The organism is Sagittula marina (assembly GCF_014196795.1).
GTDB classification, from domain to species: domain Bacteria; phylum Pseudomonadota; class Alphaproteobacteria; order Rhodobacterales; family Rhodobacteraceae; genus Sagittula; species Sagittula marina.
Genome location: NZ_JACIEJ010000008.1, coordinates 131,744 through 147,142, shown reverse-complemented (window position 1 = coordinate 147,142; position 15,399 = coordinate 131,744). Strand labels below are relative to the sequence as shown.

At 65.3% G+C, this 15,399-nt stretch carries 14 protein-coding genes; 11 read left to right on the top strand and 3 right to left on the bottom strand.

Features of this window, described 5'->3' with window-relative positions; genetic code table 11:
* Positions 1–145: 145 nt before the first annotated feature.
* Genes GGQ68_RS16090 through truB form a run of 3 tightly spaced genes read left to right on the top strand, consistent with a single transcriptional unit; the run spans position 146 to position 3,370 of the window.
* The gene (locus tag GGQ68_RS16090) at positions 146–958 is read left to right on the top strand and encodes a LysR family transcriptional regulator (RefSeq protein ID WP_183967768.1); all 813 of its coding nucleotides are present in this window, start codon (positions 146–148) and stop codon (positions 956–958) included.
* Positions 959–1,012: 54 nt separating this feature from the next.
* Complete coding sequence (locus GGQ68_RS16085) at positions 1,013–2,407, top strand: MATE family efflux transporter (protein ID WP_246429396.1); 1,395 nt, start codon at positions 1,013–1,015, stop codon at positions 2,405–2,407.
* Between the two features lie 54 nt (positions 2,408–2,461).
* Entirely contained in the window at positions 2,462–3,370 is a 909-nt protein-coding gene (truB, locus tag GGQ68_RS16080) for a tRNA pseudouridine(55) synthase TruB (RefSeq protein ID WP_183967767.1), read from the top strand.
* Positions 3,371–3,618: 248 nt separating this feature from the next.
* Here truB and GGQ68_RS16075 read toward each other — a convergent pair whose 3' ends face one another.
* Positions 3,619–4,440 carry an alpha/beta fold hydrolase gene (locus GGQ68_RS16075; RefSeq protein ID WP_183967766.1) on the bottom strand — a complete coding sequence of 274 codons (822 nt, stop codon included), beginning with the start codon at positions 4,438–4,440 and terminating at the stop codon, positions 3,619–3,621.
* Positions 4,440–5,114 carry a haloacid dehalogenase type II gene (locus GGQ68_RS16070; RefSeq protein ID WP_343055958.1) on the bottom strand — a complete coding sequence of 225 codons (675 nt, stop codon included), beginning with the start codon at positions 5,112–5,114 and terminating at the stop codon, positions 4,440–4,442. Before GGQ68_RS16070 ends, GGQ68_RS16075 begins: the two co-directional genes overlap by 1 nt.
* Positions 5,115–5,289: 175 nt before the next feature.
* On the opposite strand from GGQ68_RS16070, the gene GGQ68_RS16065 reads away from it, so the two are divergent.
* The 8 genes from GGQ68_RS16065 to ade all read left to right on the top strand — a co-directional run bounded on the left by GGQ68_RS16065 (position 5,290) and on the right by ade (position 13,976).
* Positions 5,290–5,718 carry an FKBP-type peptidyl-prolyl cis-trans isomerase gene (locus GGQ68_RS16065; RefSeq protein ID WP_183967764.1) on the top strand — a complete coding sequence of 143 codons (429 nt, stop codon included), beginning with the start codon at positions 5,290–5,292 and terminating at the stop codon, positions 5,716–5,718.
* A gap of 434 nt (positions 5,719–6,152) precedes the next feature.
* Positions 6,153–6,938, top strand: a complete 786-nt coding sequence (gene pcaD / locus GGQ68_RS16060; protein ID WP_183967763.1) for a 3-oxoadipate enol-lactonase — start codon at positions 6,153–6,155, stop codon at positions 6,936–6,938.
* Positions 6,938–7,669, top strand: coding sequence for an alpha/beta fold hydrolase (locus tag GGQ68_RS16055; protein WP_183967762.1), 732 nt, complete (start codon positions 6,938–6,940; stop codon positions 7,667–7,669). Before pcaD ends, GGQ68_RS16055 begins: the two co-directional genes overlap by 1 nt.
* Positions 7,670–7,672: 3 nt before the next feature.
* Positions 7,673–8,998: a lyase family protein gene (locus GGQ68_RS16050; RefSeq protein WP_183967760.1), complete on the top strand. Its 1,326-nt coding sequence runs from the start codon at positions 7,673–7,675 to the stop codon at positions 8,996–8,998.
* A 3-nt stretch (positions 8,999–9,001) separates the two neighbouring features.
* Positions 9,002–10,219: a TCR/Tet family MFS transporter gene (locus GGQ68_RS16045; protein WP_246429394.1), complete on the top strand. Its 1,218-nt coding sequence runs from the start codon at positions 9,002–9,004 to the stop codon at positions 10,217–10,219.
* A gap of 198 nt (positions 10,220–10,417) precedes the next feature.
* Positions 10,418–10,750, top strand: a complete 333-nt coding sequence (locus tag GGQ68_RS16040) for an ArsR/SmtB family transcription factor (protein ID WP_246429393.1) — start codon at positions 10,418–10,420, stop codon at positions 10,748–10,750.
* Positions 10,737–12,155, top strand: coding sequence for an amidase (locus tag GGQ68_RS16035; protein ID WP_183967758.1), 1,419 nt, complete (start codon positions 10,737–10,739; stop codon positions 12,153–12,155). The genes GGQ68_RS16040 and GGQ68_RS16035 overlap by 14 nt, the downstream gene beginning before the upstream one ends.
* Before the next feature lie 126 nt (positions 12,156–12,281).
* A complete protein-coding gene (ade, locus tag GGQ68_RS16030) occupies positions 12,282–13,976 on the top strand; it encodes an adenine deaminase (protein ID WP_183967757.1) in 1,695 nt (564 codons plus the stop codon).
* A gap of 122 nt (positions 13,977–14,098) precedes the next feature.
* Here ade and GGQ68_RS16025 read toward each other — a convergent pair whose 3' ends face one another.
* Entirely contained in the window at positions 14,099–15,286 is a 1,188-nt protein-coding gene (locus tag GGQ68_RS16025; protein WP_183967755.1) for a lytic murein transglycosylase, read from the bottom strand.
* Positions 15,287–15,399 lie beyond the last annotated feature (113 nt).

The following is a 15,399-nucleotide window of genomic DNA, read 5'->3' as shown; positions in this document are numbered from 1 at the left end:
TCCGGTCCGGCGGGTTGATCGGAAACGGTTTTGAGGATGGGGAACGGATGCATGATTTTCACCTATGAAAGCCAAAGGGCCATATTCCACAGGCTGACACCCGACATCTGTTGAAAATAGCCGCGCTTTGCGCAACGCTACTTTCATGAATGAAACCCCGAGCCTTGACGATCTGGCGCTGTTCCAACGCGTGGCAGAGCACGGCAACCTTACCGCCGCCGCGCGGGAGGCCGGCGTCCCGTTACCCACCGCCTCGCGTCGCATGACCCGGCTCGAGGCACAGACAGGCCGCATCCTGTTCCTGCGCGGCAAGGCGGGATACGCCCTCTCCGCAGAGGGCCGTGCCCTCGCTGCCGAAACCGCCGGGCTGACCACTTTGCAACGCAGGCTTTCCCGCCATCTCGACAGCACACCGGGACCGCGCCGGGTGCGCATAACCGCCGGGGTCTGGACCGCGCGCTGTCTCGCGCAACGCCTCCCCCCGCAGCCAACCCCGACCTGGCTGCCCGAATTCATCCCCTCCAACACCCACCTCGACCTCGCCCGCCGCGAGGCCGACATCGGCATCCGCAACCGCCCGCCGGATCACCCCTGGCTCGCTCGACAGCGCACCCGCCAGGTGAGCTACGCGGTCTACGGCCTGCCCGACGCGCCAAGCGGCTTCGTGACGCTCCCCGGCGAGCCCTTGCCGCCCTCACAGGCATGGGTGCATGCACACCACGGTGACGCCATCGCGACCACCGCCACCGACCCGCGCCTCTGCCTCGATCTGACCCTCGCGGGGCTTGGCCGCATGGTGCTGCCGGACTTCACCGCCGCGACAGAGCCGCGCCTCATCCGCCTGTCTCCGGTCATCGACGCGCTGACCCATGACGAGTGGCTCGTGTCCCACCACGAGGCACGCCACGACCCGCCGATTCGCCTCGCGCTCGACGCCCTGATGCAGGTGCTGACCTAGACTGCGTGCAGGGGCGCACAGATCCCCTTCGGAAATAGCCTTGCCTTCGCGTCCATGCGCTACATTTCCGGCCTCATGGCAGATCGCAACCTGAACAAGGGCCCCGTGGCCCGCGCGCTCTGGCGCGTCTCCGCGCCGATGAGCATCGGCATCCTTGGCACCCTTTCCGTGGGGCTTGCCGACGCGGCGTTTCTCGCCCGCGCGGGGGAGGCCGACCTGACCGCCGTGGGCTTCATCTATCCCGTGACGGTGGCGTTGACCTCGCTCAGCATCGGCCTTGGCGCGGGCACCTCCGCCGTGGTCAGTCAAGCGCTTGGCCGTGACGGCGACGACGATGCCACAGCCGCGCGGCTCGGCCTGCACGCGCTGATCTTTGCCACCGCTCTCGGGCTGCTGGTGGCCTTGGCCTTCTGGCTCACCGCGCCGTGGATCTACGGCCTCATGGGCGCCACCGGAGAGGTCGAGGACAAGGTTCTGGCCTACGTCCCATGGTGGTGCGCCAGCTTCCCCTTCCTCGTCGCGGGCATGGGGCTGAATGCCGTGTTCCGCGCGGGCGGTGAAAGCCATATCTCCGCCACCGTCATGGTGCTGCAGGCCATCATCAACATCGCCGTCACCCCGGTGTTCATCTTCGGCTGGTGGCTGGTGCCCGCCCTCGACACCGAAGGCGCGGCCATCGGCACCTTCATCGCCCGCGCGCTGGGGTTCGTTGGGCTGATGCTGTTTTCCCTGCGCAGCGGACGTTTGTCCCTGACGCCAGGCTGCCTGACGGGCCTCCGCGCCAGCCTGACCAAGATCGCGCGCATCGGCGGCCCCGCCGCCGCCTCCAACGCCATCAACCCGCTGGGCCTCTTGCTGGTGACCTCCGCTGCCGCAACGCTGGGCGATGCGCAGGTCGCGGGCTTTGGCGCGGCAACACGGGTGCAATCGCTGCTGATGGTGCCGATGCTGGCGCTGTCCGCCGGAATTGGCCCCGTGGTGGGCCAGGCCTGGGGCGCAGACCGCATCGACCGCGCCCAAGGCGCGGTCAGGCTGACCTTCCTCACCTGCCTGACCTATGGCGCGGTCCTTGCCGCTGCCCTCTTCTTCGGCGCGCCGTGGCTTGCCAAGGTGATGACCGACGGCAGCGCCGCGGCGGACCACGCCACCACCTACCTGCGATGGGGCGGGCTGAGCTTCTTTGGCTACGGCATTCTCGTCACGGCCAACGCGGCGATGAATGCACGCGACAAGGCGCTCTGGTCCATGGGGCTCTCCGCGTCCCGCATCGCCGTGGTCTACGTTCCGCTGGCATGGCTCGGCGCAACCATCGCGGGCTTCCCCGGCATTGTCGCCGCCTTCGTGGCCGCGAACCTCTGGGCCGTGGCGGGCGCACTCTTTCTCACGCGACGGGCCGACATTCTGCGCTTCGATCCGCCCGAAACAACCAAGGCCGCCGCCGCCGATTGACAGCCCAGCGCGCCCTTGCTACCTCCCGCGCCTCAATCACCCGAGAGGCAAGACATGGCACGCAAGCGCAAGGGCCGCGATATTTCCGGCTGGTTGATCGTCGACAAACCCGCAGGCATGACCTCGACTGCCGTGGTGAACAAAGTCCGCTGGTCGCTTGAGGCGAAAAAAGCTGGCCACGCAGGCACCCTCGATCCGGAAGCCACCGGCCTGCTTGCCGTGGCTTTGGGCGAGGCGACAAAGACCGTGCCCTACATCACCGACGCGCTCAAAGCCTACAGCTTTGTGGTGCGCTGGGGGCAAGCCACCAACACCGACGACACAGAGGGCGAGATCATCGCGGAGAGCGACAAGCGTCCCTCCGATGACGAGATCAAGGAAGCGCTGCATGGCTTCGTCGGCGACATCCAACAGGTGCCGCCGCAGTTTTCGGCGGTGAAGATCGACGGCGAACGCGCCTACAAGCGCGCCCGCGATGGCGAGGAAATGGATATCGCCGCCCGTCCGCTCTACGTCGATGAACTCCTGCTCATTGATCGCCCCAATGCGGACACCGCGGTGCTGGAAATGACCTGTGGCAAGGGCGGCTATGTCCGCTCCATCGCGCGCGACCTTGGCAACACGCTGGGCTGTCATGGCCACGTTCTGACCCTGCGCCGCCTGTGGTCCGGCCCCTTCACGCTCGATGATGCCATCACCATCGAACAGGTCGATGCCCTCGCCCGCACCCCGGACCTCGACGCCTTCATCAAACCCCTCGAGCTGGGTCTCACCGATCTGCCGGAACTGCGCGCCACGCATGAGGGCGCCACACGTCTGAAAAACGGCAATCCGGGCATGGTCATCGCGTCGAACGTCGAATACGGCGACGAATGCTGGGCCAGCCTGGATGGCAAGCCGCTCGCAGTCGGACGTTACAAAGCGGGTGAACTGCACCCCAGCCGGGTCTTCAATCTCGACTGACGGCATGGGGGCGCTGCCCCCGTCCCTTCGGCACTCGCCCCGGAGTATCTGGACAGCAAAGAAGCCGACGCACGCTGCGGCGTCTGGCTGACTGCCGTCCTTCACTGTCCGGCAGCGCATTGCCGGTTTGAGACCGTTTGATCCGCCTCAATCACCGCAACCCCAACGCGGAAGTGGACTTCGGGGCAAGATGCCTCCGACCGGGACCCACGTCTTGACGACCGCCCCTCGACGCTTTCGACAAACCGCTAAACCATCTCAATCCAGCGGCGCAGCGCGGCGAGGCTCTCCGGCTCATCGAGGAACGGGATATGCCCGCGCCCCGGCACCTCGGTTGTCACCGCGTCGGGCCTGCGTCGCAGCATCTCGGCGTAGGTCTCCGGTGACAGAAGGTCGGAATTCGCCCCCCGGATCACGCACAACGGCAAATCCACCAAGGCGTCGTAGAATGGCCAAAGATCCGGCACCGGCTGCGCCCCGCCGCCCAAGACCGCATCGCGCAGCTTGGGATCATATGTCAGCGACAGACCGTCCTCGGTTTCCACAAACAGCCGCTCTGCCTCCGCACGCCAACGCGCGTCCGGCAGATCAAAGCCCGTCATCACTTGTTTGCGCCGCGCCGCCACCTCGTCCAGCGTCTTCATCGCAGGCACCTTGCCCAGATATCCCTTGATGACGTCCAGCCCTGCGTCCGCAATCACCGGGCCCACGTCGTTCAGCGCCACACCCATCAGGCGGTCCTTTGCGCCGAACGCCAGGCCCATGGCGATCAGCCCACCCCGCGATGTGCCCAGCACCGCCGCCTTCTCCAACCCCAGATGATCGAGCAACTCCACCGCGTCGCGACCCTCCACCGGGATCTGATAGGTCTCCCACGGGGCCCAGCCGGATCGCCCGCGTCCGCGATAATCCATACGGATCAGGCGCACACCCATATCCAGCAGATGCGGCGCGACGAAATCGAAATCCCGCCCGTCGCGCGTCAGCCCGGCAAGGCACAGCACCGGCACCCCTTCGCCCTCATCCGTGTAATACAGGTCCACCCCGTCCGAAGTCTTGAAAGTCGCCATCACACCAGATCCTCTATCGTGTTCAGATCGCTCAAAATATGCGCAGGTTCCGCCATCAGCCTGTCCACCGGCGCGCCCGCACGGTTCACCCAGGCTGTCTCGAACCCATAGGCCGCCGCGCCCGCCACATCCCAGCCATTGGACGACACGAACAGCACATCGCCCACCGCACAGCCCATGCGCGCGCCGACAAGGTCATAGACCGCTCGAGCCGGCTTGAAGATGCCCGCACTCTCGACCGAGATCACCTCTTCGAGAAAGCTCCCAAGGCCCGAGGAGTCCACCGCGCCCTCCAGCATGTCCTTGTTGCCATTCGACAGGATCGCGCACCGCACCCCAGCCGCCTGCAACCGCGCCAAAACAAAAGGCGCTTCCTTGAAAGCGGGCAATTCCCAATACAGCGCCAGCAGGCGCTCACGCAGTTCAAGGTCGTCCAGACCCGCGCGTGCCATCGCCCAGTCCAGACCATCCTGCGTCACCTGCCAAAAGGTCACATAATCCCCGGTGATCGCGCGCAGCCACGAATACTCCAGCTGCTTTGCCCGCCAGTCCGCCGCGATCTGCGGCCAGACCTCTGCCAGCGCCTCGCGCCCCGGCTCCTCCGCCGCAACCCGGGCCGCTGCTGCCACGTCGAACAACGTCCCGTAGGCGTCGAAAATGCAAACCTTGGCCACCGCACAACTCCCCTGTTGCTGCAAAAAATTCACCGAAACCCTAAGCCGATCCACTTGGAAATGGCCACCCGGTTTGCAATTTGGCACAGCAAGCCCTATCTTTGTGGGGATCGACAGAGCACCCGGGCGATGCACCGGCCTCTCAAACCCTTCCCCAAAGACTACAGGATACCCCATGACGCAGGTAAAATCCGGCGACACCGTGCGCCTTCATTACACCGGCACCCTTCAGGACGGCTCCGAGTTCGACAGCTCGCGCGGGCGCGATCCGCTGGAATTCGAAGTCGGCTCCGGCCAGATCATTCCCGGCCTCGACAAGGCCCTGACCGGCATGACTGTCGGCGACCAGAAAAAGGTCGAGATCCCCGCGGACGAAGCCTACGGCCAGCCTGATCCGCAGGCGCTTCAGGCCGTGCCGCGCGCCGACATTCCCGACGACATCCCGCTCGAAGTCGGCCTGCAACTGCAGGTTCAGACCCAGACCGGTCAGGTGATGCCCGTCACCGTGCAAGAGGTCTCCGAGGAAACCGTCACGCTCGACGCTAACCACCCGCTGGCCGGCAAGGACCTGACCTTCGACATCGAGCTGGTCGCGATCGCGTAAGCGAACCGCCCGCAATACAAAGGCCCCGCCACCCCGGCGGGGCCTTTTCGTTTCAGGGCCTCTCGGTTCGGTCTCGCCGCCGCCCCGTCGCGGAATGTGTCTTCCCGATGCTCGACCAGATCACACTCGGCGCGAATGATGGCTCCGACGAGGTGAACGAGCCTCTTGCCCGCCGCGAAGAGGCAAACGGCTTCCTGGCCTGCCGACGTGGGTCAAAAGGCAACAGGAGCGCGCTTTGCCCCCCTTGGCCAAGCGGACCGAACCACCTTTCTCAGCGTCTTTGCTTCGCAACACTTCCGGGCGACGCCGCACTACTGCCAGCGCCACCCGCTTTCTCCGCCCCTGACAGCGCCCGGCAGACAACCACCCCAAACCATCCTCTTCCTTCCAGCGGGCACAGCCGCTACACAGCACGCAAACCCGGAGGACCATACATGCAGATGGCACAGATCGGCGATATTCGCCTGCATTACGCGCTGACCGGCCCCGAGGACGGGATGCCCGTCGTCTTCGCCAATTCCCTCGGGACGGATTTCCGGCTCTGGGACAAGATCCTGCCCCTGCTGCCCGAGGGTCTGCGCATCCTGCGTTTTGACAAGCGCGGCCACGGTCTGTCCGAAGTGCCCGACGCCCCCTACTCCATGGGTGCGCTCATCACCGACACCGAACGGCTGATGGACCATGTGGGGATGAAAAACGCGGTCTTCGTCGGCCTGTCCATTGGGGGCATGATCGCCCAGGGTCTGGCAGCCAAGCGGCTCGACCTTGTGCGCGCCATGGTTCTGTCCAACACCGGGGCAAAGATCGGCACCCGCGACATGTGGGCCGACCGCATCGCGGCCGTCAATGAAAACGGGCTGGGCTTTATCCTCGACCCCACGATGGACCGCTGGTTTTCTCAGTCCTTCCAACAGACCGAAGAATTCCCCGGCTGGCAGCAGATGTTCCTGCGCACCCCCGTCGCGGGCTGGACCGGCTGTGCCGCAGCCATCGCCGGCACGGATTTCATGAACTCGACCAGTGGCTTGCGCCTGCCGACGCTGGCCATCGCCGGATCAGAGGACGGCTCCACCCCGCCTGATCTGGTGTTCGAGACCGCCGACCTGATCCCCGGCGTGCAAAAGCACCTGATCCGTGGCGCAGGACATCTGCCCTGCGTTGAAAACCCAGAGGAATACGGCCGCGTTCTCAGCGACTTCCTCAAGGCACAAGGCGCGTAATGGCCCGTTTCCTACTGGTCCACGGCGCATCGCACGGCGCATGGTGCTGGCGCGATGTGATCCCGGCCCTGCAGGCTTTGGGGCACGAAGCGGTTGCCATAGATATGCCAGGTCACGGCGACGATCCCGCCGACATCGAACAGGTCAGCCTGCGCGATTACGGCCAGCGCATCGTCGAGCATCTGGACCAGCCCACGATCCTCGTCGGCCATTCCATGGGCGGCTATTCCATCACGCAGGCCGCAGAATTGTCAGCTGACAATATTCGCCGCCTCGTGCATCTGTGCGCCTACACGCCCTGGCCCGATCACAGCCTGTCCCAGATGCGGATGCAGGCGGACGAACAGCCGCTCGTGCCACTGATCCGCCCCTCGGGGACCAAGCGCAGCTTCACCTTCGACACCTCCGGCGGCACCCATGCCTTTTACCACGATTGCCCGGCAGAGACGGTTCTGTTCGCCGTGGCGAACCTGTGTCCCGAAAGCACCGCCGCCTCCAACACCGCCATCGCGCTGACCGAGCAATCACAAAGCCTGCCAAAGAGTTACATCATCTGCACCGAGGACGGGGCCATTCCACCCGCCTTTCAACGTGTGATGGCAGACCGCTTTGATCCACAGGATGTGAGCGACCTGCACAGCTCACATTCGCCCTTCTTTTCCATGCCTGATCGGCTGGCCGCGCGTCTTGATGAGATCGCGCGCCAGACCCACGACCTAGACGGACTTTGACACATGCCCGCAACGCCCTTTGACAGCATCCACCTCAGCGGCCTGTTTCCCACCGGGGACACCGCCCGCCTGTTCTCTGACAGCGCCGAGGTGCGCGCCATGATGCTGGTCGAAGGCACGCTGGCACAAGTTCAGGGCGCGCATGGCGTCATCCCCGAAACCGCCGCCGTCGCGATCCACCGCGCCAGCCTGGAATGTCAGATCGATCCCGTTGGTCTGGCCAAGGCCACGGCGCAGAACGGCGTGACCACGCCCGCGCTGGTCGCCGCCTTCCGCGAAGCGATGCAAGCGCCGGAGCACGCCGCCTACCTGCACTGGGGCGCGACCTCGCAGGATATTCAGGACACCGCGCTGATGCTGCGGCTGCGTCAGGCGCTGACCCAACAGGCGGAGCGTCTGACCGCCACGGTCACGGCGCTTGGCAAACTGGCAGCGGCCCACGCCGAAACCCCCATGGCCGCGCGCACCTACGGTCAGCACGCGACGCCCACATCCTTCGGGGCGCAGGTGGGGCAGTGGGGCTGGCCGCTGCTGTCTCTGGCCAAAGGCGCCGACGCCGTGCGCGGCAACCTCTATGTCTCGCTCTCCGGCGCGGCCGGAACCGGTTCTGCGCTGGGGGACAATCCGGCTCGACTGCGCGCCGATCTGGCGGAGAAACTCAACCTGAGCGACCCCGGCCACAGCTGGCATGCGGACCGCTCCCCTGTGCTGAACATCGCGGCATGGTTCACCCGGTGCGCGCTGGCGGCGGGCAAGATGGGCGAGGACCTGATCCTTGCCACGCAATCGGGGATCTCAGAGGTCACACTGGGTGGCTCCGGCGGCTCCTCCACCATGCCGCAAAAGCAAAACCCGGTTCAGCCTTCGGCCTGTGTGGCACTCGCCCGCCATGCCCAGGGACTGCACAGCACGCTCGAAGGTGCCAGCCTGCACCGCCAACAGCGCGACGGGGCGGCGTGGTTCACCGAATGGCTGGTGCTGCCGCAGCTGATCCTTGCCTGCTCCGCCGCCATGACCCACGCGCAACAGCTGGCCGAGACACTGGCACCCAACCAGCAAGCCATGCAGGACACGCTCGACGGCACCGGCGGCCTGTTGCTGGCGGAGGCGCTGACCTTTGCGCTGACCGACCAGATGTCCCGCCCCAAGGCTCAGGCCGCAGTCAAAGAGCTTTGCACGCAGGCGCGCACCACCGGAAAGCCGCTGGCGGAGCTGGCTCTGACCGCCTACCCGGAGCTGCCCGGCAGCTTGTTCGATGCCAGGAACACGCTTGGCACCGCGCCGGACGAGGCGCGCGCCTTCGCCAAAGCGTCCACGGACCTCGGCTGACATATGGCCCTGCCGAAACTGCAATTGCCGGTCGTCTTCCTGCTTGTGACCGTGGCCATCGACGCCATGGGGATCGGGCTGATCCTGCCGGTGATGCCCGACCTGATCTCGGAGGTGTCGCATCGCGGCCTGTCGGGCGCGGCGGTCTGGGGCGGCGTGCTGGCCACGGCCTATGCCATGATGCAGTTTCTGTTCGCCCCTTTCCTGGGCGCCCTGTCGGACGCGGTGGGGCGCAGACGCATCCTGCTGGCGACGCTGGGACTGATGGTGGTGGACTACGTGGTCATGGCGATGACCAACGACCTGACGGTGCTGCTGATCGCACGCATCATCGGAGGCTTTGCCGCTGCCACCCATTCCACCGCCTTCGCGGCCATGGCGGACCTGTCGCCGCCTGAGAAACGCACGCAAAGCTTCGGGCTGATCGGCGCGGCCTTTGGCCTTGGCTTTGTCCTTGGTCCCACCATCGGGGGCCTGCTGGGCGAATTCGGCACCCGCGCGCCGTTCTGGCTGGCAGGGGCCTTGGCCGCCGCAAACACGCTGCTGGGGTTGGCCGCCTTCCCCGAGACCCACAAGCAGGAGAACCGCCGCCCCTTCAACTTGCGCGAAGCCAACCCCTTTGGCGCGTTCAAGGCCCTGTCCAGAATGCCCGGTATCACACGCGGCATGTCTATCATGTTCCTCTACCATGTGGCCTTTGCCGTCTATCCGGCGGTCTGGTCGTTCTTCGGTCACGCCCGTTTCGGCTGGAGTGCGAGCATCATCGGCATTTCCCTGGGCATTTTCGGCCTGTCTTACGCGGCGGTACAGGCGGGCATCATCCGCCTGCTGCTGCGCTGGTTCGGTGAAGGTGGCACAGCCGTGTTCGGGCTGCTGTGTGCCGGGACTGCCTTTGCGCTGATCCCCTTCATCGACAACGGCATGACTGTGCTGGCGCTGACACCCGTGGCCGCCATGGGCGGCACCCTCGGCCCCGCGATGCAAGGCATGATGAGCCGCTCGCTGACACCCGACCGCCAGGGGGCGTTGCAAGGGGTCCTGTCCTCGACCGCGGCGCTGGCCTCTGTTGTGTCGCCGTTGATCATGACATCGGTCTTCGCCGCCTACACCGCGCCGGGCCGCGATCCCTTCCCCGGTGCGCCGTTTCTGGTGTCTCTGGCGCTGATTTTCGTGGCGCTCGGGCTGTTTCTGACCCGTGAAAAGCAAATCCTTTCCTCGTGAAAGATCGCGCCGCTTTCTGCGCGCCTGCAAAAATCATCCTGAACGAGGGGTGACACGCCGAAACCAGCCACCTACATGACCACGTGTTCGCGACCGCGTTCCAAGTTCCACCCTCATGGCACTGACCTCAGCCGTTCTCGCCTTCCGTGATGACAAGCTGTATAATATGACAATTGCGTGAGGCAGCGAGATCGAGACATGGACACCAAAGCGCCCCCGGCCCCGCCGGAAGAAATGGAAACCAATGCCCAAAATGCCGCCGCGTTCCTGAAGACGCTGGCGCACGAAGGGCGGCTGATGATTCTCTGCCATCTCGGCAGCAGCGAGAAATCCGTGGGCGAGCTGGAATCCCTGCTGGGCATCCGACAGGCCGCGGTCAGCCAGATGTTGGCACGCCTGCGCGAGGAAGGTCTGGTCAAGACACGGCGCGAGGGCAAGACCATCTTCTACAGCCTCGCAAACGAGAACACTTCTCGCGTGATCGGCCTTTTGTATGAAATGTTCTGCGCAGGTCCAAATGACGCGCGCTAAGCCTGCCTTCACCGGCCCCGACCTTTGTGGCCTGAGCGCCTGCGACGCGGTCAAGGCGCTGCGTGCCGGGGAGGTCTCCGCCAGTGAACTGGTCGCCGCCAGCCTGACGCGCATCAATCAAACCTCGCCCGCGATCAACGCCATGGTCACCCCCTGCCCGGAGCGCGCCAACACGGCTGCGCAACGGCTGGATCAGACAAGCCTGCTTGCCGGTCTGCCCATCGGCATAAAGGACCTGACGCCCGTCGCCGGGGTCCGCACCACCTGGGGCAGCGCCGCCTTTGCCGATCATGTCCCGGAACGCTCCGATCCCCTCGTCACCCGTCTGGAAGCACGTGGCGCCATCGTCATGGGCAAGACCAACACGCCGGAAATGGGCGCAGGCGCCAACACGTTCAACGCCGTCTTTGGGGCGACCCGCAACCCGTGGGACACACGGATGAACGCGGGCGGGTCCTCTGGTGGGGCGGCGGCCGGGCTGGCGGTGGGAGAGGTCTGGCTCAGCCATGGCTCTGACTTTGGCGGCTCGCTGCGCACGCCCGCCAGCTACTGCGGTGTCGTGGGCCTGCGCCCGACACCGGGCCGCGTGGCCTCTGGCGGGGGCGCGGACAGCTTTGATCCCTTCGGGGTGGAGGGGCCGATGGCGCGCAGCGTGTCCGACGTGGCCCTGTTTCTCGACGCGATGACGGGCTTTGACCCGCTGGACCCGCTGTCCTACCCCGGTGACGGGTTCCTCGACGCCTGCCAAAGGGACGCAGGCCCGGTGCGCGTCGCGTTCTCTGACGACCTCGGCCAGCTGCCGGTCACCGCAGAAATCCGTGATGTTCTGACCGGGGCGCTGACCCGTGTGCAGGCCTCCGATCTCACCGTGACGGAGCATCGGCCAAAGCTGCCCGGTCTTGAACATGCCTTTCGGACGCTGCGCGGCGTGAGCATGTGGACCAAGGCGCAGGTCACGCCCAAGCGGGTCTCTGACCATTTCAAACCGACGCTCGCCGCCAATATCGCCCAAGGTGGCACGCTGACGGTGGACGACATCGCGCAGGCCAATATCACGCGCGCCCGCAGCTATGCCTCGATGATGGATCTCTTTGCCACGCATGACGTGCTGGCCTGCCCGGTCACCGGCCTTGCGCCTTTGCCGGTCGAGATCGAGTACCCCACCGAGATCGCGGGCCACCCGGCCAGGGATTACCTCGACTGGCTCGGCTTTGCCTTTCTGGCCACGCTCACCGGTCTGCCCGCGCTGAGCCTGCCTGTGGGCTTCACCCCAAGTGGCCTGCCCGTCGGCCTGCAACTGATCGGCCCCCCGCGCGGCGAAGCTCGCCTGTTGCAGATTGCCCGCCGCCTGGAACAGGCGCTGGCACTTTCGGCCACGCCCATCGACCCGAACATCACCCACTGACAGGCCGCCATCACGCGGGTCGGGACGCCCTGCGTCGGTCGCATTGAATACAGAAACCCCGCGCAGAGGTCTTTTCCCTGCGCGGCCATCCTGTAGGTTCTTGGCAAAACCATCGGAGCGGACCTCATGAGCACATTGGAAACACGCATCGCACAAGGCAAGGGCGACGCCCCGGCGGACAAGGTGCTGCGCGGTGGCAAGATCTTTGACCTGATGACCGGCGAGCTGCTGGACGGCGACATTGCCATCTGCGGCGACACCATCGTCGGCATCATGGACAGCTACGACGCCGCCGAAGTGATCGACGTCACCGGCCTGATCCTTGTGCCCGGCTTTATCGACACGCATCTGCATATCGAATCCTCGCTGGTCACACCGTTCGAGTTCGACCGCTGCGTCGGTCCGCGCGGCGTCACCACGGCCATTTGCGACCCGCATGAGATCGCCAATGTGATCGGCTCCGACGGCATTCGCTATTTCCAGCAGGCCAGCGAACACACTCTGATGGACATCAAGGTCCAGCTGTCTTCCTGCGTGCCCTCTACCCACATGGAAACCGCCGGGGCGGAGCTGCACGCGCCTGAAATCGCCGCGCTCAAGGGGCATGCCTCCGGCCTCGGGCTTGCGGAGTTCATGAATTACCCCGGCGTGATCTTTCGCGACACCGGCTGCATGGAAAAGCTGGCCTTGTTCGAGGGCGGGCACATTGACGGCCATTGCCCGCTGCTGACGGGCAAGGATCTGAACGCCTATATCTCCGCCGGTATCCGCACGGAGCATGAGGCGACCAGCGCCGAAGAGGCGTTGGAAAAGCTGCGCAAGGGGATGCGTGTGCTGATCCGCGAAGGGTCGGTGTCCAAGGACCTGCACGCCTTGCAACCTCTGCTGAGCGAGCGCACAGCGCCCTACATGTGCCTGTGCACCGACGACCGCAACCCGCTGGACATCGGCGAACACGGGCATCTCGACTACATGATCCGGGAGCTGATCCGGCTGGGCACGCCGACCCTGGCCGCCTATCGTGCCGCGTCGCTGTCCGCCGCCGAGGCCTTTGGCCTGAAGGACCGCGGCCAGATCGCACCGGGAAAGCGGGCCGACATCGTCGCCCTGCGCAGTCTTGAGGCCTGCGATGCGCAGATGGTCATGGCGGGCGGCGTGGTGGTGACGGATGCGGCCTTTGCCGCGCGCCAGATCGTGCCGCCCGTGGGCCGCAGGTCAGTGAAGGCCCCGACCGTCAGCGCCACGGATTTCCGCCATCGCGGCAACAAGGTCGAAACCGATGTGATTGGCATCCGCGAGGGGCAGATCCTGACCGATCATCTGCACGAGGACATCGAGATCGCGGATGGCGACAAGCGGCCCGATCCGGCGCGAGACCTGATCCGCATTGCCGTGGTGGAACGGCATGGAAAGAACGGCAACATCGCCACGGGGTTCGTGAAGGGGTTTGGCCTGAAGGCGGGGGCCATTGCCTCTACCGTCTGCCACGACCATCACAACATCGCCTGCGTCGGTGCGTCCTACGATGACATGGCCGTCGCCGCCAACCGACTGTCGGATATCGAAGGCGGCTTTGTCGTGGTCAAGGACGGCGCGGTGCTGGCAGAGCTGGCGCTGCCTGTGGCGGGCCTTATGTCATTGGAACCGTTCGAGGTGGTTCGGGATGCGCTGGAACAGTTGCGGGCCGCGGCAACCTCTCTGGGTGTCACGCTGGAGGAGCCGTTCTTGCAGTTGGCGTTCCTCGCCCTGCCTGTGATTCCCGCGCTGAAGATCACCGATCGCGGCATGGTCGACGTGGTGAAGTTCGAGATCATTTCCTGACCGACCCACCGCCCGCCGGATCAAAGGCGGGCGGTTCCGGGACGGCGCGGGGTCAAGCAGCGCGCAGGACGTTCCTGATTGGCGCTTGCCCGAGGAACGCCCTGCTGGATTGGCAAGCGTCCTTAGAGACGGTTCAGAAGATCTGCGGTCGGCCACGCATCGGCGGGCATCCCCAGTTCGCGCTGCACCTCGCGCACCGCATCGCGCGTGCCGGAGCCGAGGATACCGTCCACTTCCCCCACATCGTAACCGCGCGCCTGAAGCTTGGATTGCAGCGACTTCATCTGTGCCCCGGAAAGGCCCGGCTCGGGATTGCCCGCGTCGTAGACCGGCGCGCCCTCCAACCGAGTGCCAAAGTAGGCGGCGGTCAGAACGTAGGTAAAACTTTGGTTCCATTCGAAATATACCCGAAAGTTCGGATAGGCGATGAAGGCCGGGCCACGGCGCCCCTGTGGAATGATGATCGACGCATCAAGCCGCGCGTCGTCCAGCGGGCCATTGCGCCCGCGCACGCCAAGCTGCTCCCACTCGGCCACGGTTTTGGTGTCATGCAGGCCGGTGTCGTACCAGTTCAGGTCATCGGGCAGCTCGACCTCCTGCAGCCACGGCTCATTCGGACGCCACCCCAGATTCGACAGCATCTTGGCCCCGGACAGCAGCGCATCGGCCGCGGAGGTTTTAAGCGTCACATGTCCGTCGCCGTCACCGTCCACACCGTTTTCGAGGATATCCTTTGGCAGCATCTGCACTTGCCCGATTTCGCCCGCCCACGCGCCCGTGGTGGTCGACGGGTTGAAGTCACCGTTCTCGAAAAGCTGAAGCGCGGCAAAGATCTGCGGCCGGAACAGCTCTGGTCGGCGGCAATCGTGTGACAGGGTCACCAGCGCATTGAGCGTGTTGAAATCCCCCTGAAACGCGCCGTAATCGGTTTCGAACGCCCAGAACGCCAGCAGCACGCCCGGTGCGATGCCATAGTCCTGCTGGATCCGGGCGAACACATCAGAATAGCGGCCTGCCAGTTGCCGCCCCTTGTCGAGACGGCTTTGCGAGATCAGCTTGCGGGAAAAGGTGATGAAAGGATCCTGAAAGATTCCTTGCCTTTGATCGGCTTTCAGCACCGACGGGCTTTGCTGCACACCGGAGAAGAACCGCGCCACGCTGGCCGAATCAAATCCCATGGAGATGGCTTCGTCCTCCAGCCCGTTCACAAAGCCCGAAAAACTGCCACCGCAGGGCACATCCTGCGCTCTGACCGGGGCACCAAGGGCCACTGCCATGAGGGCAGACCCGATAAAGGTCGAAAAACGCATGATATCCTCCCGCGCGATGTTTGCGCGCAACCTAGCAGAGGGGTACCAGCGGGCAAGCAGATCGCGCCTTGAGTGGCGGCAAAAAACCGGCATCGGCATCGGCGGGTTGTCGC

Excerpts from the sequence above, each read along its gene's own strand:
- GGQ68_RS16055 (WP_183967762.1), top strand. The coding sequence starts at position 6,938 with ATGGCCCGTTTCCTACTGGTCCACGGCGCATCGCACGGCGCATGGTGC.
- GGQ68_RS16065 (WP_183967764.1), top strand. The coding sequence starts at position 5,290 with ATGACGCAGGTAAAATCCGGCGACACCGTGCGCCTTCATTACACCGGC.
- ade (WP_183967757.1), top strand. The coding sequence starts at position 12,282 with ATGAGCACATTGGAAACACGCATCGCACAAGGCAAGGGCGACGCCCCG.
- GGQ68_RS16075 (WP_183967766.1), bottom strand. The coding sequence starts at position 4,440 with ATGGCGACTTTCAAGACTTCGGACGGGGTGGACCTGTATTACACGGAT.
- GGQ68_RS16085 (WP_246429396.1), top strand. The coding sequence starts at position 1,013 with ATGCGCTACATTTCCGGCCTCATGGCAGATCGCAACCTGAACAAGGGC.
- GGQ68_RS16090 (WP_183967768.1), top strand. The coding sequence starts at position 146 with ATGAATGAAACCCCGAGCCTTGACGATCTGGCGCTGTTCCAACGCGTG.
- truB (WP_183967767.1), top strand. The coding sequence starts at position 2,462 with ATGGCACGCAAGCGCAAGGGCCGCGATATTTCCGGCTGGTTGATCGTC.
- pcaD (WP_183967763.1), top strand. The coding sequence starts at position 6,153 with ATGCAGATGGCACAGATCGGCGATATTCGCCTGCATTACGCGCTGACC.
- GGQ68_RS16045 (WP_246429394.1), top strand. The coding sequence starts at position 9,002 with ATGGCCCTGCCGAAACTGCAATTGCCGGTCGTCTTCCTGCTTGTGACC.
- GGQ68_RS16050 (WP_183967760.1), top strand. The coding sequence starts at position 7,673 with ATGCCCGCAACGCCCTTTGACAGCATCCACCTCAGCGGCCTGTTTCCC.
- GGQ68_RS16035 (WP_183967758.1), top strand. The coding sequence starts at position 10,737 with ATGACGCGCGCTAAGCCTGCCTTCACCGGCCCCGACCTTTGTGGCCTG.
- GGQ68_RS16025 (WP_183967755.1), bottom strand. The coding sequence starts at position 15,286 with ATGCGTTTTTCGACCTTTATCGGGTCTGCCCTCATGGCAGTGGCCCTT.
- GGQ68_RS16040 (WP_246429393.1), top strand. The coding sequence starts at position 10,418 with ATGGACACCAAAGCGCCCCCGGCCCCGCCGGAAGAAATGGAAACCAAT.